Here is a 21,958-nt window from a genome sequence, read left to right on the forward strand (position 1 = left end):
GGGTAATCGCTTATCAGGCTTGTATCAGTTCGAAAGGCGTGGCAGCACCAGTTCCTTGAGGTCGGTGAGCTTGCCATGGAAAAAGTGTCCGCATTCTGCCACTTTCAGCAGCTCATGGGGGCGTGGCAGTGCGCCGGACCAAGCGTAGACGATCTGCGGATCGATCACTTCGTCGGTTTGCGGCTGGATCACGCTCAGCGCGCAGCCTTGTGGCAAGGTGTCGTGATCCTGCAGGCGCATCACCGCTGGCGCAACCATGAACAGGTGCTTCAATTCGATACCGTTTGCTTCCAGACGCCCGCCGAGGCTGGCCGCAACAAAGCCGCCGAATGAAAAACCCATCAGGGTCAGGGGCAGCTTTGGATGTTGCTCCCGCAGCCAGGTCGCTGCCGCCTGAGCATCGTCCACTTCGCCGCTGCCCATGTCATGGTTGCCAGCGCTGGCACCGACGCCGCGGTAGTTGAATCGCAAGGTGATGTAACCGGCATCGCGGGCGGTGCGCTGCAGCATCGACACCACCTTGTTGGTCATGGTCCCGCCCTGCACCGGGTTAGGGTGACACAGCAACACCACGCCACGGGCGTCGGCAACATCAAGGTACAAGGCTTCCAGTTGGCCGACCGGGCCATCGATGAATACGGGGGTTTCGCGGATAAGCAAGGATAAACTCCGTGACCTCGGAAAGGGTCGACTCGTCTAGCTGAATGATTCTGTCTGAGATATTTGCGATCGTTCGCGGTATACAGCGCAGGTCCGAGCCGTTAACGTAAAGCAAAGCCGTTTATAGAGGAAGGACTCGTGGAACTCTCGCTCTTAGTTTGGTTGTTGCCGACCCTGGCCCTCGTCGTGGGTGTCGTCGTTGGTTTCCTGGTCGCCCGCCTGCTGCCCAATGCCGCACCGAGCAGCACCCAGCGTCAGCTGGATGATATCCAGGAACGTTTCGACAGCTACCAGAATGAGGTGGTTACTCACTTCAACAGTACGGCTGCGCTGGTCAAAAAGCTGACCCAAAGTTACCAGGACGTCCAGGATCACCTGGCCGAGGGCGCCAACCGCCTGGCCCTGGACGAACTCACCCGCCAGCGCCTGCTGGCCGCCCTGCACTCCGAAGCCGTGCAGCCTGCGCGTGATCGCCTGACCCCGCCGAAGGACACCGAGGTGCCGCGCGACTACGCACCGAAAGCGCCCAACGCACCGGGCATGCTCGATGAGCATTACGGGCTCAAGCGTTAAAAATGCAAACCCCGCCAACTGGCGGGGTTTTTTATTATGGCTGCTGTTGCAGCCTGCAGGAGCGGGCTTGCCCCGTGATGAGCCTCACCAATACCAAGGCGCCTCCCCCTCCCGGTGGCCATACTTCTCCCGCGCCTCATCCAGCACCCGCCGCTCAACTCCACCCTGGCGCACCAGGCTGTGCAGGCTTGCCAGAACAATGCTGAAGCGATCGACCTCGAAGAAACGCCGCAACTGCTGGCGGGTATCGCTTCGGCCAAAGCCATCAGTGCCAAGCGTCACATAAGGTGCCTGTACATATTCAGCAATCAATTGTGGCCAGGCCCGCACGTAATCGGTTGCCGCAATCACTGGCGCGTCACCGTCCAGGCAGCGCTGCACATGGCTCAGATCAGCACTGCCCTGCCCCAACCGGCCGGCGCGATCTACATCCCGCGCCTCACGCGCCAGCTCGCTGAAGCTGGTGACACTGAACACTTCACTGGCAACCTGCCAGTCGCTGGCCAGCAGTTCACTGGCAGCAATCACCTCGCGCAGAATCGCCCCGGAGCCCAGCAGGCGCACCCGCCCCTGGGCAGCCGGCAGCTGCTGTTCGACATAACGGTACATGCCGCGCAAAACCTCTTCATGCACCTGCGCCGGCAGGGACGGCTGTGGATAGTTTTCGTTCATCACCGCGACATAATGAAATTCATCGCACTGTTCAGTGAGCATGCGCCGCGCCGCGTACTCGAGGATCACCGCCAGCTCGCCAGCAAAGCACGGCTCCCAGGCCCGGCAGTTGGGCACCATCGAGGCCATCACCAGGCTTGAACCGTCCTGGTGCTGCAGCCCCTCTCCGCCCAACGTGGTGCGCCCGGCAGTGGCGCCCAGCAGCAGGCCACGGGCGCGCTGGTCGGCGGCGGCCCAGATCAGGTCACCGACGCGTTGAAAGCCGAACATCGAGTAATAGATGTACACCGGCAGCATCGGTTCGCCATGCACCGCGTAGGACGTTGCCGCCGCCACCCAGGAAGAAATCGCCCCGGCTTCGGTAATACCTTCCTCCAGCAACTGGCCATCGCGCGCTTCCTTGTAGGACAGCAACGACCCTGCGTCTTCCGGCTCGTAGCATTGCCCCTGGGGCGAGTAGATGCCGATCTGCCGGAACAGGCTGGCCATGCCGAAGGTGCGCGCCTCGTCGGCGACTATCGGCACCACCCGCGGCCCCAGCTGCGGCGCCTTGAGCCAGGCGCTGAGCATGCGCACGGCGGCCATGGTGGTGGACATTTCCTTGCCGTCGGCCTGCAGGGCGAAGCCGCCCATGGCTTCCAGCGCTGGCACCGGCACCGGGCGTACGTCGCTGCGCCGAGCAGGCAGCGGCCCACCCAGAGCTTCCCGCCGCTCGCGCAGGTAGCGCATTTCTGCGCTGTCTTGGTCCGGTCGATAGAACTGCAAATGTTCGACCTGCGCGTCCGACAGCGGCAAATGAAAACGATCACGAAAGGCCAGCAAGGCCTGCACGTCGAGCTTCTTGGCCTGGTGCGCGGTCATTCGCGACTCACCGGCGGCGCTCATGCCGTAGCCCTTCTTGGTCTTGGCCAGAATCACCGTTGGCCGGCCCTTGCAGGCCTTGGCGGCGGCGAAGGCGGCGTACAGTTTGCGAAAATCGTGGCCACCGCGTTTCAACGCATTGATCTCGGCCGAGCTCATGTGCTCCACCAGCTTTTGCAAGGCCGGTTGCTGGTTGAAAAAGTGCTCGAGGTTGTAGGCGCCATCTTTGGCCCCAAGGTTCTGGAACTGCCCGTCCGGGGTCGCCGCCAACTGGCGCAACAGCACGTGCTCGGTGTCACGGGCGAACAACGCGTCCCACTCCGAGCCCCAGAGCACCTTGATCACGTTCCAGCCGGCGCCACTGAACAGCGCTTCAAGTTCCTGGATGATCTGACCATTACCGCGCACCGGTCCGTCCAGGCGCTGCAGGTTGCAATTGACCACGAAGGTCAGGTTATCCAGTTGCTCGCGGGCGGCCAGGGTCAAGCCGGCAATCGACTCCGGCTCGTCCATCTCGCCATCGCCAAACACCCCCCAGACGTGCCGGGCACTGGTATCGAGCAACTGGCGGTTGTGCAGGTAGCGCATGAACCGCGCCTGGTAGATCGCGTTGAGTGGGCCGATGCCCATGGAGCCTGTCGGAAACTGCCAGAAGTCCGGCATCAGCCACGGATGTGGGTAGGAGCACAGGCCCTTGCCAGCCACTTCCTGGCGATAGCTGGCCAGTTGCTCTTCGCTCAAACGTCCTTCAAGGAAGGCCCGGGCATAAATGCCCGGCGCCGAATGCGGCTGGAAGAACACCAGGTCAGCGCTGCGTTGCTCGCCACCGGCCTCACCGCGAAAAAAGTGCTGGAAACCGACTTCGAAAATCTCTGCGGCCGAGGCATAACTGGCGATGTGCCCGCCGAGGTCGCCATAAGCGTGGTTGGCCCGCATGACCATGGCCAGGGCGTTCCAGCGCAGGATGCTGGTGATGCGCTCATCGAGCTCCAGATCACCCGGATAGACGCCCTGCTGCTCCACCGACAAGCTATTGCGATAGGCCGAAAAGGCCTGGGCCCCGCGCTCCAGGCCCAACTCGCGGGCATGGGTTTGCAGTTGCTGCAGCAGAAACCGCGCACGCTCCGGGCCGCAGTGCAGCAGGGTCGAATCCAGTGCGTCCAGCCATTCGGCGGTTTCCCCCGGGTCGCTGTCCTGCTGTGGATCGCCCGGGCTCCGCGGCACACCTTCGCCAGGCACAAGGTTCATCATTGCCACCATTGCATTGACCTCGTCCGTGAAAGGTTAGGCGCAGGCCTTGAGCGCCTGTTGAATATCCGCCAGCAGGTCGTCGATGTCCTCCAGGCCCACCGACAGGCGTACCAGCCCTTCGGAAATGCCGTACTGCGCACGCTCCTCTGGGGTGTAGCTGGAGTGGGTCATGCTTGCCGGGTGTTGGGCCAGCGATTCGGCATCGCCAAGGCTGACGGCACGGCTGAACAACTGCAGGGCATTCATGAAACGCCTGCCGGCAGTGATGCCGCCCTTGAGTTCAAAGGCGATCATGCCGCCCGGCAAACGCATCTGCCGCTGGGCCAGCTCATATTGAGCAAAGCCGGGCAGGCCGGGGTAATTGAGCATTTCAACTTCCGGCTGTTGCTCGAGGTATTCGGCAATGGCCTGGGCGTTGCTGCAGTGGCGCTCCATGCGCAAGTTCAGGGTTTTCATCCCGCGCATCAGCAAGGCGGCGTCATGGGGCGACATCACTGCACCGGTCATGTCCTTCAAGCCTTCCAGGCGAATCCTGTCCACCAGCGCCTTGCGCCCCACCACCAGGCCGGCAGTGATATCGCCATGGCCACTGAGGTACTTGGTCGCCGAATGCACCACCAGGTCGGCGCCCAGCTCCAGTGGCCGCTGCAGGTACGGCGTGCAGTAGGTGTTGTCGACCACCACGCTGATATCGTGCTGGTGCGCAAGCGCGGCCACGGCAGCGATATCGGTCATCTGCATATTGGGGTTGGCCGGGGTTTCGAAATAGATCACCCGGGTATTGCCGTTGATCGCTGCAGCGACAGCCTGCAGGTCGCTCATGTCGACATGCCGGACCTTGACCCCGAACTCGCCGATGCCATGGTGTAAAAAGGCAAAGGTGCAACCGTACAGGGTACGCCCCACCAGCACCTCGTCGCCGGGGCGCAGCAGGGTCCACAGGGTCGCGGTAATCGCGCCCATTCCCGAGGCCAGCGCCAGGCCGGCTTCGCCGCATTCGAGCGAGGCCATGCGTTGTTCCAGCAAGGCCAGGGTAGGGTTGGAAATCCGGCTGTAGAAATGTCCGGCCTGTTCCCCGGCGAAGCAGGCAGCGCCGTACTCCACGGTCGGAAAAGCAAAGGTCGCGGTCTGGTAGATCGGTGGCACCAGGGCACCACTGTGTTCCAGTGGATCGTAACCGTGGTGAATGGCGCGGGTGGCAAAACCTGAATTGTTATTGGAGCCGCTCATGGCAAACAGCCTCTAGTGGTTTGTTATAAGCTTATGCCACTGAGGTGCTGATTTTTTTCCAAATGTAGCCGTCCTTGCGGAAGGTTATTGACATAAAAACAACGATTTCAGACCACGGAGGGTAAAACATGCCTACAACCATCGATCGCACCGATCGAGCGTTGCTCGCGGCCTTGCAAGACAACGCGCGCTTGACGGTTTCCGAGCTGGCCGACCAGGTCGCACTGACCACCTCGCCGTGCTGGCGACGGATCAAGCTACTGGAAGAAGCCGGCTACATCATCGGCTACCAGGCCATCCTCTCGCCCAAGTCGCTGGGCTTTGGCGTAACCGCTTTCGTCAGCATCATGATGGACTCGCACAGCAAGGAAATGGCCCGCGCCTTCGAGCAGCGGCTGATGGAAATCCCCGAAATCGTCGCCTGCCACAACATCTCCGGGCGTTATGACTTCCTGCTGGAAATCCTTGCCCGCGACCTTGAGTCATTCGGTGAGTTTGCCCGCGAAGTGCTGCAGACCTTGCCCGGGGTGAAAGAGATTTACTCGAGCTTCTCGTTCAAGGCAGTGAAGGAGAAGCGGGTGATTCCGGTGTCGGAAAAGCACATCTGAATTCAAATCCCGCTCCTACAATGTGGGAGCGGGCTTGCCCCGCGATTTTCCCACTGCATCGCCCTGTAGGAAGCAAATTTCTCGCTGCTCAGAAAATCCTGACTCCAACTGCCACCCCGCACGACAGACATCCCCACCTGTAAATCTGCATCCTGTGCGCAAGACGCACCAGGAAGCATTTCACTGGCGCCCACCGTCAACAACCAGGGGTTGTTCTGAATGACCTTAAGCACCGATGCGCCTTTCACCTCTCCATTCTCCAAAGCGAACCTGGCCCGAATGCAGAAAGGCTATCCGCCCCGCGCGCCATTTTCAGAAACGGTCAAGAATCGCCGTTCTTATGAAATGCGCCATATCGTGCCAACGAGCGAGGGCGGTGCACTATATGACCTGGACAACCTGCGAATCCTGACACCCAAACAATGCATCAGCCTCTATGGTGATCAGCAATGATATTGCTCCAGAGCAGCTTTGCTGATTACACGGCAACCGAGTTCGAATTGCTGATCGAGAACATTATCGAGGCCGCTGGCACCGAGCTCTATCAGGACACCTTGCTTGAGCACTTCATCGCAGTGACGCAACATCCAGAGGGCTCGGACCTGATTTTTTACCCGGCTGGCGGTCAGGAGCCAACGCCGCAGAAAATTATGAAGCAGATCCTGGAGTGGCGAGTAGCCAACGGCAGGCCTGGACTGAAGGTGGGCTGAATGAGGGCCCTTCGCGGGGCAAGCCCGCTCCTGCCATGCGGTGAATTCGGCCAACAAAAAGCCCCACCGAAGTGGGGCTTCTTGTTCAGCGCCAGCGCTTAGATCGCGCCACGCTTGCGCAGCAGCTCCAGCACCTGCTTGACGCCGTCTTCCAGGCTGACGTTCTGGGTGTCGATCACCAGGTCCGCATCCAGCGGTACGTCATACGGGAAGCTCTCGCCCGGGATGTTGTCGCCGCCGGCGGCATACAGGCCCTGCGGGTCACGCTCGCGGCACGCCAGAGGCGAAGCCTGGACGTAGACCGTAAGCAGGCGTTCCTTGCCGATCAGCGCCTTGGCCTGTTCGCGGCCTTCGGCGTCCGGGGCGACGAAGGCGGCCAGGGTCAGCAGGCCGGCTTCGTTGAACTGACGCGCAACGTGCGCGGCACGGCGCCAGTTCTCGGTGCGCCCGGCGCGGTCCTGCGGCAAGCCTTTGTTCAGGTCGTGGCGCAGGTTCTGGCCATCGAGCACATACACCGCACGGCCCATGTCGAACAGCTTGCGCTCCACGGCATAGGCCAGGGTGCTCTTGCCCGCGCCCGAGAGGCCGCTGAACAGCACGGTGGCTGGCTGCTGACCGAAACGCAGGGCACGTTCTGCGGTGTCCACGTGGGCCAGTTTGCCGTGCTGGCCAACGCTGCCATGGGGCACAACCGGTGGCGCGATGATCATGCCGGCGCCGACGGTGCCGTTGGTCAGGCGGTCGATGACAATAAAGGCACCGGTGGTGCGGTTGCTGTCATAGCCGTCCAGCGCGATCGGCGCATCGAGGCTGACCTTGACCTTGCCGATCTCGTTGAGCTGCAAGGCACTGGCGGCGCCCTGCTCCAGGGTGTTGACATCGACCTTGTGGGCGATGCTGGCAATCGAGCCCGGCACATAGCTGGTGGCGCGCTTGATGTCGTATTTTTTGCCCGGCAGCATCGGCTCTTCAGCCATCCATACCAGCATGGCGTCGAACTGGTCGGTCACCGGCGGGACGTTGTCGGCGTGCACCAGCAGGTCGCCACGGGAGATGTCGATCTCGTCTTCCATGGTCAGGGTCACGGCCTGGCCGGGGCCGGCGTTTTCCAGCTCGCCTTCGAAGGTGACGATGGACTTGACCCGGCTGCTCTTGCCCGACGGCAGCACGACGATTTCATCGCCCTTGTGCACCACGCCGCTGGCCAGGGTACCGGCGAAGCCGCGGAAGTTCAGGTTCGGCCGGTTGACGTACTGCACCGGGAAGCGCAGGTCGGTGAAGTTGCGGTCGGCCGCGACTTCGACGGTTTCGAGGATTTCCATCAACGCCGGGCCCGTGTACCACGGCGAACGCTCGCTGCGGTTGACCACGTTGTCGCCCTTGAGCGCCGACATCGGCACGAAATGCAGGCTGCTCGGGCTCATGTTGATGGCATCGGCGAACTTCAGGTAGTCGGCCTTGATGCTCTCGAACACGCCCTCGTCAAAGCCTTTGAGGTCCATCTTGTTGACCGCGACGACGATGTGCTTGATGCCCAGCAACGAGGCAATGTAGCTGTGCCGGCGGGTCTGGGTCTGCACACCGTAGCGGGCATCAACCAGGATGATCGCCAGGTCGCAAGTCGACGCACCGGTGGCCATGTTGCGGGTGTACTGCTCGTGGCCCGGGGTGTCGGCGATGATGAACTTACGCTTGGCGGTCGAGAAGTAGCGGTAGGCCACATCGATGGTGATGCCTTGCTCGCGCTCGGCCTGCAGGCCGTCGACCAGCAGCGCCAGGTCGATGTCGTCACCGGTGGTGCCGACCTTCTTCGAGTCGCGGGTGATGGCTTCCAGATGGTCTTCGTAGATCATCTTCGAGTCGTGCAGCAGGCGCCCGATCAGCGTGCTCTTGCCGTCGTCGACGTTACCGCAGGTAAGGAAGCGCAGCAGCTCTTTACGTTCGTGCTGGGCCAGGTAAGCGAGGATGTCCTCGCTGATCAGATCAGATTGGTGGCTCATTACATTCAAGCTCCAAGCTGTAAGCTTCAAGCGGCAAGCTTGTCGGCATACAACTAGTCAGAAATTTTGTTGATCAACCCGCTCAGCATTCTTGAAAGCTCACGAGTCTCTGTAATCCACTCATTCGACAAAGGCTTTGGCAGATAGCCTACCTCTCCCCCGATGATGATCTGCGTTCGCAACTCACCGCAGGACGCCTTGGCAATACACAGACAGCGAACCTTTTCTTTTGCCGTTCTGCGCTCCATGCCTTCGACGGAACGGAAAGTGCCGCCCGGGTGATCTAATCCTTGAATCCAAGATCCCGGCACACCCTCTGCTGCGTGTAAATCGCTACCGCCAAATCTTTGCTTCTCTGCCAAACAGCAAGCTTCTCAAAGTCCATTGTTAAGCACTCTCACGCACCCACAATGGGGCGGCAGCCGACAAAACCCAGAAGCTACGCACCTTGCTTCTAACTTGCAGCTTGCCGCTTGTAACTTGAAGCTTAGAAGTACCCTTGACGTTTCTTGTCTTCCATGGAGCCGGCGCCATCGTGGTCGATGACCCGTCCCTGGCGCTCGGAAGTGCGCGTCAGGAGCATTTCCTGAATGATGTCGGTGAGGCTTTCGGCCTCCGACTCCACCGCGCCCGTCAACGGGTAGCAGCCAAGGGTACGGAAACGCACCTTCTTCTTGACGATACGGGCCTTTTCTTCCTCCGAGAGGTGCTCGAGGATGCGCGCGTCGTCGATCATGATCAGGGTGCCGTTCTTCTCGATCACTTCACGCTCGGCGGCGAAGTACAGCGGCACGATCGGGATGCCTTCGAGGTAGATGTACTGCCAGATGTCCAGCTCGGTCCAGTTCGACAGCGGGAACACGCGAATCGATTCGCCCTTGTTGACCTTGCCGTTGTAGACGTTCCACAGCTCCGGACGCTGGTTCTTCGGGTCCCAGCGGTGCTTGCTGTCACGGAACGAGTAGACCCGCTCCTTGGCCCGCGACTTCTCTTCGTCGCGGCGTGCGCCACCGAAGGCGGCATCGAAGCCGTACTTGTCGAGCGCCTGCTTGAGGCCCTCGGTCTTCATGATGTCGGTGTGCTTGGCACTGCCGTGGGTGAACGGGTTGATGCCCTGGGCGACGCCGTCCGGGTTGACGTGGGTGATCAGCTCCAGGCCCATTTCCTCGACCATTTTGTCGCGGAAGCTGTACATCTCCTGGAATTTCCACTGGGTGTCGACGTGCATCACCGGAAACGGCAGCTTGCCCGGGAAGAAGGCCTTGCGCGCCAGGTGCAGCATCACGGCCGAGTCCTTGCCAATCGAGTACAGCATCACCGGGTTATCGAACTCGGCGGCCACCTCACGAATGATGTGGATGCTTTCCGCCTCCAACTGTTTCAAATGCGTCAGTTTGTCGACCATGGCTACTCACGGAAATACGATCTTATGGACGGCCAGCGGGCCGTGTTCGAGCGGGCCACTTTATCACAGCGCCCGATTCTATTTAGGCAGCCAACTAGAACGAAACAGTATAAGAATATGCCCTGCCGTTTTAGCTTTATATAGGGTTCGGGCAGTCGATGAACAGGTGTTCCAGGGCAAACCGTCGGGCCAGGTAATCGCCCAGCGCCTGCACGCCGTAACGCTCGGTGGCGTGGTGGCCGGCGGCGATGAAGCTGATGCCGTTCTCGCGGGCGCTGTGGAAGGTCTGCTCGGAGGCTTCGCCGCTCAGGTACAGGTCGACACCGGCAGCAATCGCCTGGTCGATATAGCCCTGGCCGCCGCCGGTACACCAGCCGACCCGGCGGATGATCTGCTCGCCTTCGATCAACAGCGGCTCACGGCCCATCACCTCCTGCACCTTGCGGGCAAAATCGCGCGCCGACATGGGTTCGGCGAGTGAGCCGACCAATCCGACAATGCGCGGGTTCTGCGGGTCCAGCGGGCCTTCGACAGTGATGTCGAGCTGGCGCGCCAGCTGCACGTTGTTGCCCACTTCCGCGTGCAGGTCCAGCGGCAGGTGGTAGGACAACAGGCTCAGGTCGTTTTTCAGCAGGGTTTTCAGCCGGCGCTGCTTCATGCCGGTGATGCACGGGTTCTCGCCCTTCCAGAAATAGCCGTGGTGCACCAGCACCAGGTCGGCTTCGGCTTCGACTGCAGCGTCGAGCAACGCCTGGCTTGCGGTCACGCCGCTGACGATGCGGGTCACTTGCGGGCGGCCTTCAACCTGCAGGCCGTTGGGGCAGTAGTCCTGGATTTTGGCGCTGCCGAGGTAGCGTTCAGCTTCCTCGACCAGGGTACTCAAGGCAACAGCCATGGAAAGACTCCTCAATTTCGCAGTTCAGCGCGGCCCAAGGCCCCGTATAATGAGCGGCATTATGGGCCGTCGCCGGGTTTGGGGAAACCGACGGCAGTTGCCTGGGGGCTCGCATTGTTGGTTTTCGTGACGATTTAACAGTTCCTGCACAAGCCGCAGCGCAGTATGATCGCGCGCGTTTACGCTCCCAGCTGTCATCGGCCCTCTGCCAACTCCCAGGATTCGTTCAATGTTCAAGGCTTTGCGTTACTTTGGCTGGCCGCTGCTGGTCGGCGTGCTGATCGCCCTGTTGGTCATCCAGCGCTTTCCGCAGTGGGTCGGCCTGCCCAGCCAGGACGTCAACCTGCAACAAGCCCCGCAAACCACGCGGATCATGCAGGGGCCGGTGTCCTACGCCGACGCCGTGAGCATCGCCGCCCCCGCGGTGGCCAACCTGTACACCACCAAGGTGGTCAACAAGACCGCCCACCCGCTGTTCGAAGACCCGCAGTTCCGCCGCTTCTTTGGCGACAACCTTCCCAAGCAGCGCCGCTGGGAGTCGAGCCTGGGGTCGGCAGTGATCATGAGCCCGGAAGGCTACCTGCTGACCAACAACCACGTGACCTCCGGTGCCGACCAGATCGTGGTGGCGCTCAAGGACGGCCGCGAAACCCTGGCACGGGTGATCGGCAGCGACCCGGAAACCGACCTCGCGGTGCTGAAGATCGACCTGAAGAACCTGCCGTCGATCACCATCGGCCGCTCCGACAACATCCATATCGGCGACGTCGCCCTGGCCATCGGCAACCCCTTCGGTGTCGGCCAGACCGTGACCATGGGCATCATCAGCGCCACCGGCCGCAACCAGCTGGGCCTGAACAACTACGAAGACTTCATCCAGACCGACGCCGCAATCAACCCGGGCAACTCCGGTGGTGCGCTGGTCGACGCCAACGGCAACCTCACCGGCATCAACACGGCGATCTTCTCCAAGTCCGGCGGCTCGCAAGGCATCGGCTTTGCCATCCCGACCAAGCTCGCTCTGGAGGTGATGAAGTCGATCATCGAGCACGGCCAGGTAATTCGGGGCTGGCTGGGGATCGAGGTGCAGCCGCTGAGCCAGGAGCTGGCCGAGTCGTTCGGCATGCAGGGACGCCCGGGCATTGTCGTGGCAGGGATTTTCCGTGATGGCCCGGCACAGAAGGCCGGCCTGGAGCTGGGTGACGTGATCCTCAGCATCAACGGCGAACCGGCCGGCGATGGCCGCCGCTCGATGAACCAGGTGGCGCGGATCAAGCCCAATGACAAAGTGGCGATTCAGGTGATGCGTAACGGCAAGGAATTGAAGCTGACTGCTGAAATCGGCTTGCGTCCACCGCCGGCACCGGCGGCCAAAGAAGAAAACTGATGGGTTAACAGCATCGCGGGGCAAGCCCGCTCCCACAGGTTTTGTGGTTTACCTGTGGGAGCGGGCTTGCCCCGCGATGGGGTCAGTGCAGAATCTGGCTCAAGAACAGCTTGGTCCGCTCATTCTGCGGCCGGTCGAAGAAGTCGTCCGGCGCCGCCTGCTCTACAATCTCGCCTTTATCCATGAAGATCACCCGGTTCGCCACGGTGCGGGCAAAGCCCATTTCGTGGGTCACGCAGAGCATGGTCATGCCGTCTTCGGCAAGGCCAACCATGGTATCGAGTACTTCCTTGACCATCTCAGGGTCGAGCGCCGAGGTCGGTTCGTCGAACAGCATGATCTTCGGCTTCATGCACAGCGCCCGGGCAATCGCTACCCGTTGTTGCTGGCCGCCCGATAGCTGCCCGGGAAACTTGTTGGCCTGCTCCGGAATTCGCACCCGCTCCAGATAGTGCATGGCAATTTCCTCGGCCTTGCGCTTGGGCATCTTGCGCACCCACATCGGCGCCAGGGTGCAGTTCTGCAGGATGGTCAGGTGCGGGAACAGGTTGAAGTGCTGGAACACCATGCCGACTTCGCGGCGGATCGCTTCGATCTGCTTGAGGTCGTTGGTCAGCTCCACGCCATCGACGACGATGCGCCCCTGCTGGTGCTCCTCAAGACGGTTGAGGCAGCGGATGGTGGTCGACTTGCCCGAGCCCGACGGCCCGCACAGCACGATACGCTCGCCCTGGCGCACGTTCAGGTTGATGTCCTTGAGCACGTGGAACTGGCCGTACCACTTGTTCACGCCCTGCATCTGAATAATGCCTTCAGGGCTCACAGGCTGTTTGATCGCTTCACTCATGGGAACACTCCTAACGCTTGTGGCCTGTGTCCAGCTTGCGCTCCAGATGCATGGAGTAGCGGGACATACCGAAACAGAAAATCCAGAAAACCAGGGCGGCAAATACATAGCCCTCGGTCGCCATGCCCAGCCAGGTCGGGTCGGCAGCTGCCTGCTTGACGCTATTGAGCAGGTCGAAGAGGCCGATGATGATCACAAGGCTGGTGTCCTTGAACAGGGCAATGAAGGTGTTGACGATGCCGGGGATTACCAGCTTCAGGGCTTGCGGCAGAATCACCAGGCCCATCGAGCGCCAGTAGCCCAGGCCCATCGCCGCAGCGGCTTCGTACTGGCCCTTGGGAATAGCCTGCAGGCCGCCACGTACCACTTCGGCGATGTACGCCGACTGGAACAGGATCACCCCGATCATGGCCCGCAGCAGCTTGTCGAAGCTCATGCCCTCAGGCAGGAACAACGGTAGCATCACCGAGGACATGAACAGCACGGTAATCAGCGGCACGCCGCGCCAGAACTCGATGAAGGTCACGCAGACCACCTTCACCGCCGGCATGTTCGAACGCCGCCCCAGCGCCAGCAGGATGCCCAGCGGCAAGGCACCGACGATGCCCACGGTGGCGATCACCAGGGTCAGCATCAGCCCGCCCCACTGGTTGGTCGGTACCGTGGCCAGGCCCAGGTAGCCGCCGTGCAGCAGGGTGTAGGCGATGATCGGGTACAGCACCAGAAAGCCCAGGCCGTAAACCGCCTTGCGCGGGAAGCGCGAGATGAACAACGGCGCGGCGCCGATGACCGCCAGCCAGACGGTCAAATCGACACGCCAGCGCAGCTCGCTCGGGTAGTAACCGTACATGAACTGGCCGAAGCGCTGCTGGATGAACACCCAGCAGGCGCCCTCCTTGGTGCAGTCGGCGCGGGTGGTGCCCACCCAGTTGGCGTCGAAGATCGACCACTGCAGCAGCGGCGGCACGATCAGCCACACCAGATACACGGCAAACAGCGTCAGCAGGGTGTTGAGCCAGCTGGAGAACAGGTTGGCGCGCATCCAGGCCATTACGCCGACGGCTTTGACCGGTGGCGGCATATCAGGTTTGAAAACATGGGTACTCATGCGCTTGTCCTCACCGCTCGATCAGCGCAATGCGCTTGTTGTACCAGTTCATCAGCAGGGAAATGCTGATGCTGATGGCCAGATAGACGCTCATGGTGATGGCGATCACCTCGATGGCCTGGCCGGTCTGGTTAAGCACGGTACCGGCGAACAGCGAGACCATTTCCGGGTAGCCGATACCGGCCGCCAGCGAAGAGTTCTTCGCCAGGTTCAGGTACTGGCTGGTCAGCGGCGGGATGATCACCCGCAGCGCCTGGGGAATGATCACCTTGCGCAGCGTCGGCCCTTCGCGCAGGCCCAGGGAGCGAGCCGCCTCGGTCTGGCCGTAGCTCACCGAACGGATGCCGGAACGCACGATTTCGGCGATGAACGCTGCGGTATAGATGGTCAGTGCCAGGGTCAGCGCCAGCAGTTCCGGGATCAATACCCAGCCGCCGACGAAGTTGAAGCCCTTGAGCTGCGGCATCTCCCAGTGCACCGGCGCGCCGAACAGCAGCACGCACAACGCCGGAATGCCGAAGAACAGGAACAGGCCGACCCAGAATTTGTGGAACGGCTCGCCGGTGGCCTCAAAGCGCCGGTTGGCCAGGCGCACCATTACCACAATGGCAAGGATTGCCAGTGCGACGGCGACGACGAATGGCCAGAATCCATCGGCCATGGCAGCACCGGGCATGTTCAGGCCCCGGTTGCTGATAAAGAAGGTGTCGTTGAGATTGATGCTACCCCGCGGTCCCGGCAGGGTCAGGAACACCGCGAAGTACCAGAACAGGATCTGCAGCAGCGGTGGGATGTTACGGAAAGTCTCGACATACACAGTGGCCAGCTTGCTGATCATCCAGTTCGGTGACAGTCGTGCCACACCGATGATGAAGCCCAGCAGGGTCGCGAGGATGATGCCGATGAAGGTTACCAGCAGGGTGTTGAGCAGGCCGATGACGAACACCCGCGCATAACTGTCCTGTTCGGTATAGGGGATCAGGTGCTGGGCGATGCCGAAACCGGCACTGCGTTCGAGAAAGTCGAAGCCCGAAGTGATCCCGCGGTGTTGCAGGTTGGTCTGGGTATTGTGAAACAGGTACCAGCCCAGACCGACCACCGCGACCACGGTGATAATCTGGAACAGCCACGCACGCACACGTGGATCGCTCAGGGATAGTCCCTTGGGTGCGCCGATATTATTTTGCATGTAATGCCCCGCAAGGAAGGGAACCGAACAGCCTGCGGCGGCCGGATGCCGCCGCAGGCCGCAACCGTCAGCGCACCGGTGGCGCGTACTGGATGCCGCCGTTGTTCCACAGGGCGTTCAGACCGCGGTCGATTTGCAGTGGGGTTTCCTTGCCCAGGTTTTTCTCGAAGACTTCGCCGTAGTTGCCGACCTGCTTGACGATCTGCACTACCCAGTCCTTCGGCAGTTTCAGGTCTTTGCCGTACTCGCCGTCGGCGCCGAGCATGCGGGCCACGTCAGGGTTCTTGGTGGCCTTGGCTTCGGCTTCGACGTTTTTCGAGCTGATGCCCATCTCTTCGGCGTTGAGCATGGCGAACAGGGTCCACTTGACGATGCTGAACCACTCTTCATCGCCTTTGCGCACCACCGGGCCCAGCGGCTCCTTGGAGATGGTCTCTGGCAGCACCACGTAATCGGCCGGGGCGGCCAGCTTGGAGCGTTGTGCGTAGAGCTGCGATTTGTCCGAGGTCAGCACGTCGCAACGGCCGGATTCCAGCGATTTGGCGCTCTCGTCGGAGGTGTCGAAGGTGATCGGGGTGTATTTCAGGCCGTTGGCGCGGAAGTAGTCGGAGACGTTGAGTTCGGTGGTGGTACCGGCCTGGATGCAGATGGTTGCACCGTCCAGTTCCTTGGCGCTGGAAACGCCGAGCTTCTTGTTGACCAGAAAACCGATGCCGTCGTAGTAGGTAACACCGGCGAACACCAGGCCCATGCCGGCGTCGCGCGAGCTGGTCCAGGTGGTATTGCGCGACAGCACGTCGACTTCGCCCGATTGCAGCGCGGTGAAGCGCTCCTTGGCGTTGAGCTGGCTGAACTTGACCTTCTTGGCGTCGCCGAACACCGCAGCGGCGACCGCGCGGCAGACGTCGGCGTCGATACCGACGATGTTGCCCTTGGCATCCGGTACCGAGAAGCCCGGCAAGCCGTCACTGACGCCACATTGAACGAATCCCTTCTTCTGTACTGCGTCCAGGGTCGCACCTGCCTGTGCGAAACCGCTGATACCCAACGCGGTAGCAGCGGTAACCACTGCCAGTGTGGATTTCAACATCTTCATTCAAACCTCCAGTTTTGCTCTTGTTGTGTGAGCCGGGATTGCACCGCACCCTTATGAGGCGCATCCGACCCGTGTTGGCTTGTTTTTGGGTCAATTGGCGCAATGCGCTGTTCTGTGACAGCCTTGGGGACCGCTAACGGGTGTTACCGTCCAAAACGTGTAACCTCGCATCTGGAGTTTCATAGCAAAGCGCGTACCACACTGAAGGGCTAAAGCGTTTCAGTTAACGTCAATAGGAAAACTTGCAACCTTGCGACAGGTTTTTCCCGGATTTACCCGACGCGCCTTCATTTCATGCACGCAAACAAGAGCGCGCGCACACTTTCGGAGCAGTCATGACCCACCCGCTGATTCTCGAACCACAAAAAACCGCAGACGCCTGTGTGATCTGGTTGCACGGCCTGGGGGCCGATCGTTACGACTTCATGCCAGTTGCCGAGGCCCTGCAGGAGGTTCTGCTGACCACCCGCTTCGTCATGCCCCAGGCACCCACCCGTCCGGTGACCATCAACGGCGGCTATGCAATGCCCAGCTGGTACGACATCAAGGCCATGAGCCCGGCGCGGGCCATCGATGAAGACCAGTTGCACGAATCGGCGGAACAGGTGATCGAACTGATCAAGGCCGAGCAGGCCAAGGGCGTGGCCCTGTCGCGGATCATCCTCGCCGGCTTCTCCCAAGGCGGCGCCGTGGTGCTGCACACTGCCTATATAAAGTGGCAAGAAGCCCTGGGCGGCGTACTGGCGCTTTCGACCTATGCCCCGACTTTCACCGAGGCACGCGAACTGAGCGCCTGCCAGCAACGCACCCCGGCCCTGTGCCTGCACGGTGTGTACGACCCGGTTGTGCTACCGGCCATGGGGCGCAGCGCCTACGAGCACCTGAAGAACTGGGGCGTCAGCGCCAAGTGGGCCGAGTACCCGATGGAGCACGAAGTGCTGCAGGAAGAAATTCGCGATATCGCCGACTGGCTGGCCGAGCGCCTGCGCTAAAAGAAGCGTTCCCTGTAGTTGTCAGTGCAATCCACTACGCCGCGCCCGATTCTTGCATTACACTGCCCGGCGTACATTCCTTAACCAATTGATGAGATGACCGTGCTCAAAGCACTCAAGAAGATGTTCGGCAAGAGCGAGGTTGAGCAACTCGCCACCGAAACCGCTGCCCCCGTGAAGCAGCCGCCCGCAGCACCCCAGGCCCCTGCCCCGTCGGCACCGCTCAAGACCGAAGCCGTGGACCCTGCCCCGGCACGCGCCGAAAAACCGCTCGAGGCCAAGCCGCGCCGTGAGCGCAAGCCAAAGCCCGCCGCCTCCACCTGGAAGCTCGAAGATTTCGCCGTCGAACCGCAGGAAGGCAAGACCCGTTTCCATGACTTCAAGCTCTCGCCCGAGCTGATGCATGCGATCCACGACCTAGGGTTCCCGTACTGCACGCCAATCCAGGCCCAGGTGCTGGGCTACACCCTGCGTGGCAAAGACGCCATTGGCCGGGCCCAGACCGGTACCGGCAAGACCGCAGCCTTCCTGATTTCGATCATCACCCAGCTGCAGCAGACCCCGCCGCCGAAAGAGCGCTACATGGGCGAGCCACGGGCGCTGATCATCGCCCCGACCCGCGAGCTGGTGGTGCAGATCGCCAAGGATGCCGCGGCGCTGACCAAATACACCGGCCTCAACGTCATGACCTTCGTCGGCGGCATGGACTTCGACAAGCAGCTCAAGGCCCTCGAAGCCCGCCACTGCGACATCCTGGTCGCCACCCCGGGCCGCCTGCTGGACTTCAACCAGCGCGGCGAAGCACACCTGGACATGGTCGAGGTGCTGGTGCTGGACGAAGCCGACCGCATGCTCGACATGGGCTTCATCCCCCAGGTGCGGCAGATCATCCGCCAGACCCCGCCCAAGAGCGAGCGCCAGACCCTGCTGTTCTCGGCAACCTTCACCGAAGACGTGATGAACCTGGCCAAGCAGTGGACCACCGACCCTGCCATCGTCGAGATCGAGCCGGAGAACGTCGCCAGCGAGACCGTCGAGCAGCACGTCTATGCCGTGGCCGGCAGCGACAAGTACAAGCTGCTGTACAACCTGGTGACCGAGAACAAGTGGGAACGGGTGATGGTCTTTGCCAACCGCAAGGACGAAGTACGACGCATCGAAGAGCGCCTGGTGCGCGATGGCGTCAACGCCGCCCAGCTGTCGGGCGACGTGCCGCAGCACAAGCGGATCAAGACCCTCGAGAGTTTTCGCGAAGGGCGCATCACCGTGCTGGTAGCCACTGACGTGGCTGGCCGCGGTATCCACATCGACGGCATCAGCCACGTGATCAACTTCACCCTGCCGGAAGACCCGGACGACTACGTGCACCGCATTGGTCGTACCGGTCGTGCCGGCACCAGCGGCGTGTCGATCAGCTTCGCCGGTGAGGATGACTCCTACCAGCTGCCAGCCATCGAAGAACTGCTGGGGCGCAAGATCAGCTGCGAGATGCCGCCGACCGAGTTGCTCAAGCCGGTACCGCGCAAGCATCACTGAGTGCAGTAACACCAATCGCGGGGCAAGCCCGCTCCTACACCACCCTGTAGGAGCGGGCTTGCCCCGCGATGCTTTTTACACCTCGGCATATTGCCCAAATAAACTAAAAGTCCATAATAGACAAAATAGTTCATTTGGAGCTTCGTATGTCTGCGCCTCTCGTCATCGATCAACAGCACGCTCGCCAACTGCTCGCCCAGGTGGATGTTCCGCAGATCCTGCGCAACCTGTTCCGTGACCTGGCGGCCGGGCAAGCGGTGCAACCGCCCCAGCAACTGGTGGAATTCCCGGCCGGCAAAGGCGACTTCATCAACTACGGTGGCGTGCTGGCCGAACAGCGCGTGTACGGGGTCAAGACCTCGCCCTATATCGTCCGCGAGCAGGGACCGCTGGTCACCGCCTGGACCCTGCTGATGTCCATGGACAGCGGCCAGCCGCTGCTGCTGTGCGATGCCGGTGAACTGACTACCGCGCGCACCGCCGCCACTACCGCCGTTGCCGTCGATGCCCTGGCAGCCAGCGAGGCCCGGCGCCTGACCATCATCGGCAGCGGCCCGATTGCCCGCGCCCACCTGCATTACGCCCGCAGCCTGCGTCCATGGCAGGACATCCGCCTGTACTCGCCAAGCCTGGGCCGGCAATCGACCGAACAGCGTCAGGCCCTGAGTAATCTCGACCCGCGCCTGGTGCTAAGCGAAAGCCTGGAGCAGGCGGTGCTGGATGCCGACGTGATCATGCTCTGCACCTCATGCGCCACGCCGGTGCTCGACCCGCGCCAATTGAGCAAGCCCGCGCTGATCACCTCCATCAGCACCAATGCGGTGCGTGCCCACGAAGTGCCACCAGCGACCTTAAGCGAGATGGACGTTTACTGCGACTACCGCGTAACCACCCCGGGCAGCGCCGGCGAGATGCGCATCGCCGCCGATCAACATGGCTGGCAAGCCGATGCGATCGTCGGCGATCTGGCGCAATTGATCAGTGGTGCGGCGCACAAGCCGGGCTACCAGCGCCACGCTTTTTTCCGCTCCATCGGCCTGGGCCTGGAAGACATCGCCCTGGCCAATGCCCTGTACCGCCTGCAACGCGCCGACTGAGGAAACTTTCATGCAACAGGCTGATTTCATCATCATCGGCGCCGGTATTGCCGGTGCCTCCACCGGCTTCTGGCTGGCCGGCCACGGCCGGGTACTGCTGCTTGAGCGCGAGTCGCAGCCGGGCTACCACTCCACCGGCCGCTCGGCAGCGCTGTACACCGCCGCCTATGGCACCCCGCAAGTGCGCGCACTGACCCTGGCCAGCCGGGCGTTTTTCGACCAGCCGCCAGCGGGTTTTACCGAGCACCCGCTGCTCAGCCCGCGCGGGGAAATGACCGTCGATCTCAATGGCGACCCTGAAGAGCTGCAGCGTCAGTACCAGAGCGCCAAGGCCTGCGTACCAGAGGTCGAGCTGCTCAGCGCCGAGCAAGCCTGCGCGCGCCTGCCGGTGCTGCGCCGCGACAAGGTGCATGGCGCCCTGTACGACCCGAGTGCCAGCGACATCGACACCGACGCCCTGCACCAGGGTTACCTGCGCGGCATTCGTCGCCAGCAGGGTGAAGTGCACAGCGACTGCGAAGTACAACACCTGAGCCGCGACGCCGACGGCCTCTGGCACGTGCAGACCAGCCGCGGCACCTTCACCGCCCCGGTGCTGATCAACGCTGCCGGTGCCTGGGCCGACAAAGTCGGCGAACTGGCCGGCGCCCAACCCCTGGGCCTGCAGCCAAAGCGCCGCGCCGCGTTCATCTTCGCCGGCCCCGAAGGCATCGACAGCCATGCCTGGCCGATGCTGGTCAGCCTCGATGAGTCGTTCTACATGAAGCCTGACGCCGGCATGCTGCTCGGCTCACCGGCCAATGCCGACCCGGTCGAGCCCCACGACGTGCAGGCCGAAGAGCTAGACATCGCCATGGGTATTTTCCAGATCGAAGAAGCCACCACCCTGAGCATTCGTCGCCCGACCCGTACCTGGGCCGGCTTGCGCAGCTTCGTCGCTGACGGCGACCTGGTGGCCGGCTTCGATCCGCAGGTGCCCGGGCTGTTCTGGGTGGCCGCGCAAGGCGGCTATGGTATCCAGACCTCGCCGGCCATGGGCCAGGCCAGCGCCGCCCTGGTGCGCGGTGAAGACTTGCCTGACACCCTCAAGGGCTTTGGCCTCAACGCTGCGATGCTGTCGCCGCGCCGCCTGCAAGGGTGACGCCCGGCCGCGATTGCGGCACACTCCCAGCGCCCTGTCGCAAGGGCGCTGACACCGCCTGGAGCCCGTCCGAATGCCCACACCCCAAGCCGATCCCGTCCTGCACAACTACCGGGCCATCGCCGACGCCATCGCCACCCTGTTCTTCCCCCACGCCGAAGTGGTGCTGCACGATTTGCGCAGCCAGAAGATCGACTACATTGCCAACAACCTGTCCAAGCGCGAGATTGGCGATGATGCGGCGCTGGAGGACATGTTCGAGGAAGGTACCGACGAGACCAACATCGGACCGTACGAAAAGCTCAACTGGGACGGTCAGAAGATCCGCTCGCTGAGCACCGTACTGCGCGACCCGGCCGGCAAGCCGCTGGCGGTGCTGTGCATCAACCTGAATATTTCCCTGTTCGAAAACGCCAAGGCGGCGCTCGACCTGTTCTTGTCGCCGAGCAAGCTGATCCCGCAGCCCGATGCGCTGTTTCGCGATGACTGGCAGGAGCGCATCAACACCTTCCTCAACAGCTGGCTGCGCCAACGTCAACTGAGCCTCAACCTGCTCAGCCGCGACCATAAGCGCGAACTGGTACTGGCCCTGCACGCCGAGGGTGCGTTCAAGGGCAAGAGTGCCGCCAACTATGTGGCCAATGTGCTGGGGATGGGACGGGCGACGGTGTACAAGCACCTGAAGGAACTCAAGGCCTGA

21 protein-coding genes are annotated in these 21,958 nt (G+C 62.0%); 10 read left to right on the top strand and 11 right to left on the bottom strand.

Translation table 11 applies throughout. From position 1 onward, the window contains the following. Window positions 1–24: 24 nt before the first annotated feature. Complete coding sequence (locus LOY34_RS22485; RefSeq protein ID WP_195884969.1) at window positions 25–660, bottom strand: alpha/beta hydrolase; 636 nt, start codon at window positions 658–660, stop codon at window positions 25–27. 138 nt (window positions 661–798) lie between these two features. On the opposite strand from LOY34_RS22485, the gene LOY34_RS22490 reads away from it, so the two are divergent. Beyond that, window positions 799–1,233 carry a YhcB family protein gene (locus tag LOY34_RS22490; protein WP_038998843.1) on the top strand — a complete coding sequence of 145 codons (435 nt, stop codon included), beginning with the start codon at window positions 799–801 and terminating at the stop codon, window positions 1,231–1,233. An 84-nt stretch (window positions 1,234–1,317) separates the two neighbouring features. Here the strand turns inward: LOY34_RS22490 and mdeB are convergent, their stop codons facing one another. Further along, window positions 1,318–4,014 (bottom strand): alpha-ketoglutarate dehydrogenase, encoded by a 2,697-nt coding sequence (mdeB, locus tag LOY34_RS22495; protein WP_195884970.1) that lies wholly within the window; start codon window positions 4,012–4,014, stop codon window positions 1,318–1,320. 36 nt (window positions 4,015–4,050) lie between these two features. Further along, the gene (locus LOY34_RS22500; RefSeq protein WP_195884971.1) at window positions 4,051–5,247 is read right to left on the bottom strand and encodes a methionine gamma-lyase; all 1,197 of its coding nucleotides are present in this window, start codon (window positions 5,245–5,247) and stop codon (window positions 4,051–4,053) included. A gap of 128 nt (window positions 5,248–5,375) precedes the next feature. On the opposite strand from LOY34_RS22500, the gene LOY34_RS22505 reads away from it, so the two are divergent. The 3 genes from LOY34_RS22505 (at window position 5,376) to LOY34_RS22515 (ending at window position 6,565) form a co-directional block, all read left to right on the top strand. Further along, complete coding sequence (locus LOY34_RS22505; protein WP_045197280.1) at window positions 5,376–5,855, top strand: Lrp/AsnC family transcriptional regulator; 480 nt, start codon at window positions 5,376–5,378, stop codon at window positions 5,853–5,855. Between the two features lie 219 nt (window positions 5,856–6,074). Then, window positions 6,075–6,308 (top strand): HNH endonuclease, encoded by a 234-nt coding sequence (locus tag LOY34_RS22510; RefSeq protein WP_156160195.1) that lies wholly within the window; start codon window positions 6,075–6,077, stop codon window positions 6,306–6,308. Beyond that, window positions 6,305–6,565, top strand: a complete 261-nt coding sequence (locus LOY34_RS22515; protein WP_045197278.1) for a bacteriocin immunity protein — start codon at window positions 6,305–6,307, stop codon at window positions 6,563–6,565. Before LOY34_RS22510 ends, LOY34_RS22515 begins: the two co-directional genes overlap by 4 nt. A 98-nt stretch (window positions 6,566–6,663) precedes the next feature. Here the strand turns inward: LOY34_RS22515 and cysN are convergent, their stop codons facing one another. From cysN to LOY34_RS22535, 4 genes are all read right to left on the bottom strand, one after another. Beyond that, window positions 6,664–8,565 (bottom strand): sulfate adenylyltransferase subunit CysN, encoded by a 1,902-nt coding sequence (gene cysN, locus LOY34_RS22520; RefSeq protein ID WP_093379781.1) that lies wholly within the window; start codon window positions 8,563–8,565, stop codon window positions 6,664–6,666. A gap of 53 nt (window positions 8,566–8,618) precedes the next feature. Further along, window positions 8,619–8,927, bottom strand: a complete 309-nt coding sequence (locus LOY34_RS22525; protein ID WP_408980894.1) for a four helix bundle protein — start codon at window positions 8,925–8,927, stop codon at window positions 8,619–8,621. Between the two features lie 125 nt (window positions 8,928–9,052). Next, on the bottom strand, window positions 9,053–9,970 hold the full coding sequence (cysD, locus tag LOY34_RS22530) for a sulfate adenylyltransferase subunit CysD (protein WP_038998836.1): 918 nt from the start codon (window positions 9,968–9,970) through the stop codon (window positions 9,053–9,055). 136 nt (window positions 9,971–10,106) lie between these two features. Next, the gene (locus LOY34_RS22535) at window positions 10,107–10,865 is read right to left on the bottom strand and encodes a Nif3-like dinuclear metal center hexameric protein (protein ID WP_045197274.1); all 759 of its coding nucleotides are present in this window, start codon (window positions 10,863–10,865) and stop codon (window positions 10,107–10,109) included. A gap of 229 nt (window positions 10,866–11,094) precedes the next feature. Here LOY34_RS22535 and algW point away from each other — a divergent pair, with 229 nt between their 5' ends. After that, window positions 11,095–12,252 carry a Do family serine endopeptidase AlgW gene (gene algW / locus LOY34_RS22540; protein WP_010220741.1) on the top strand — a complete coding sequence of 386 codons (1,158 nt, stop codon included), beginning with the start codon at window positions 11,095–11,097 and terminating at the stop codon, window positions 12,250–12,252. An 82-nt stretch (window positions 12,253–12,334) separates the two neighbouring features. On the opposite strand, the gene LOY34_RS22545 is transcribed toward algW, so the two are convergent. From LOY34_RS22545 to LOY34_RS22560, 4 genes are all read right to left on the bottom strand, one after another. Next, complete coding sequence (locus tag LOY34_RS22545; RefSeq protein WP_010220739.1) at window positions 12,335–13,099, bottom strand: amino acid ABC transporter ATP-binding protein; 765 nt, start codon at window positions 13,097–13,099, stop codon at window positions 12,335–12,337. Window positions 13,100–13,109: 10 nt separating this feature from the next. After that, a complete protein-coding gene (locus LOY34_RS22550; RefSeq protein ID WP_045197269.1) occupies window positions 13,110–14,207 on the bottom strand; it encodes an amino acid ABC transporter permease in 1,098 nt (365 codons plus the stop codon). A 10-nt stretch (window positions 14,208–14,217) separates the two neighbouring features. Then, on the bottom strand, window positions 14,218–15,396 hold the full coding sequence (locus LOY34_RS22555) for an amino acid ABC transporter permease (RefSeq protein WP_045197267.1): 1,179 nt from the start codon (window positions 15,394–15,396) through the stop codon (window positions 14,218–14,220). Window positions 15,397–15,463: 67 nt separating this feature from the next. After that, window positions 15,464–16,492, bottom strand: a complete 1,029-nt coding sequence (locus LOY34_RS22560) for an amino acid ABC transporter substrate-binding protein (RefSeq protein ID WP_038998832.1) — start codon at window positions 16,490–16,492, stop codon at window positions 15,464–15,466. A 335-nt stretch (window positions 16,493–16,827) separates the two neighbouring features. Between LOY34_RS22560 and LOY34_RS22565 the strand changes: the two genes are divergently transcribed. The 5 genes from LOY34_RS22565 to LOY34_RS22585 all read left to right on the top strand — a co-directional run bounded on the left by LOY34_RS22565 (window position 16,828) and on the right by LOY34_RS22585 (window position 21,958). Continuing rightward, entirely contained in the window at window positions 16,828–17,484 is a 657-nt protein-coding gene (locus LOY34_RS22565; protein WP_045197265.1) for an alpha/beta hydrolase, read from the top strand. 102 nt (window positions 17,485–17,586) lie between these two features. Continuing rightward, window positions 17,587–19,020, top strand: a complete 1,434-nt coding sequence (gene rhlB, locus LOY34_RS22570) for an ATP-dependent RNA helicase RhlB (RefSeq protein ID WP_408980895.1) — start codon at window positions 17,587–17,589, stop codon at window positions 19,018–19,020. 146 nt (window positions 19,021–19,166) lie between these two features. Then, entirely contained in the window at window positions 19,167–20,117 is a 951-nt protein-coding gene (locus LOY34_RS22575) for an ornithine cyclodeaminase family protein (RefSeq protein WP_195884973.1), read from the top strand. A 10-nt stretch (window positions 20,118–20,127) separates the two neighbouring features. Beyond that, a complete protein-coding gene (locus tag LOY34_RS22580) occupies window positions 20,128–21,258 on the top strand; it encodes an FAD-binding oxidoreductase (RefSeq protein ID WP_195884974.1) in 1,131 nt (376 codons plus the stop codon). Between the two features lie 73 nt (window positions 21,259–21,331). Next, complete coding sequence (locus LOY34_RS22585; protein WP_045197259.1) at window positions 21,332–21,958, top strand: transcriptional regulator; 627 nt, start codon at window positions 21,332–21,334, stop codon at window positions 21,956–21,958.

The organism is Pseudomonas sp. B21-009 (assembly GCF_024749345.1).
In the GTDB taxonomy this organism is placed as follows: Bacteria; Pseudomonadota; Gammaproteobacteria; order Pseudomonadales; family Pseudomonadaceae; genus Aquipseudomonas.

What these genes read in the sequence shown, in the direction of transcription:
- mdeB (WP_195884970.1), bottom strand. Translation starts at nt 4,014, where the DNA reads ATGAACCTTGTGCCTGGCGAAGGTGTGCCGCGGAGCCCGGGCGATCCA.
- LOY34_RS22500 (WP_195884971.1), bottom strand. Translation starts at nt 5,247, where the DNA reads ATGAGCGGCTCCAATAACAATTCAGGTTTTGCCACCCGCGCCATTCAC.
- LOY34_RS22505 (WP_045197280.1), top strand. Translation starts at nt 5,376, where the DNA reads ATGCCTACAACCATCGATCGCACCGATCGAGCGTTGCTCGCGGCCTTG.
- LOY34_RS22510 (WP_156160195.1), top strand. Translation starts at nt 6,075, where the DNA reads ATGACCTTAAGCACCGATGCGCCTTTCACCTCTCCATTCTCCAAAGCG.
- LOY34_RS22515 (WP_045197278.1), top strand. Translation starts at nt 6,305, where the DNA reads ATGATATTGCTCCAGAGCAGCTTTGCTGATTACACGGCAACCGAGTTC.
- cysN (WP_093379781.1), bottom strand. Translation starts at nt 8,565, where the DNA reads ATGAGCCACCAATCTGATCTGATCAGCGAGGACATCCTCGCTTACCTG.
- cysD (WP_038998836.1), bottom strand. Translation starts at nt 9,970, where the DNA reads ATGGTCGACAAACTGACGCATTTGAAACAGTTGGAGGCGGAAAGCATC.
- LOY34_RS22535 (WP_045197274.1), bottom strand. Translation starts at nt 10,865, where the DNA reads ATGGCTGTTGCCTTGAGTACCCTGGTCGAGGAAGCTGAACGCTACCTC.
- algW (WP_010220741.1), top strand. Translation starts at nt 11,095, where the DNA reads ATGTTCAAGGCTTTGCGTTACTTTGGCTGGCCGCTGCTGGTCGGCGTG.
- LOY34_RS22545 (WP_010220739.1), bottom strand. Translation starts at nt 13,099, where the DNA reads ATGAGTGAAGCGATCAAACAGCCTGTGAGCCCTGAAGGCATTATTCAG.
- LOY34_RS22550 (WP_045197269.1), bottom strand. Translation starts at nt 14,207, where the DNA reads ATGAGTACCCATGTTTTCAAACCTGATATGCCGCCACCGGTCAAAGCC.
- LOY34_RS22555 (WP_045197267.1), bottom strand. Translation starts at nt 15,396, where the DNA reads ATGCAAAATAATATCGGCGCACCCAAGGGACTATCCCTGAGCGATCCA.
- LOY34_RS22560 (WP_038998832.1), bottom strand. Translation starts at nt 16,492, where the DNA reads ATGAAGATGTTGAAATCCACACTGGCAGTGGTTACCGCTGCTACCGCG.
- LOY34_RS22565 (WP_045197265.1), top strand. Translation starts at nt 16,828, where the DNA reads ATGACCCACCCGCTGATTCTCGAACCACAAAAAACCGCAGACGCCTGT.
- LOY34_RS22575 (WP_195884973.1), top strand. Translation starts at nt 19,167, where the DNA reads ATGTCTGCGCCTCTCGTCATCGATCAACAGCACGCTCGCCAACTGCTC.
- LOY34_RS22580 (WP_195884974.1), top strand. Translation starts at nt 20,128, where the DNA reads ATGCAACAGGCTGATTTCATCATCATCGGCGCCGGTATTGCCGGTGCC.
- LOY34_RS22585 (WP_045197259.1), top strand. Translation starts at nt 21,332, where the DNA reads ATGCCCACACCCCAAGCCGATCCCGTCCTGCACAACTACCGGGCCATC.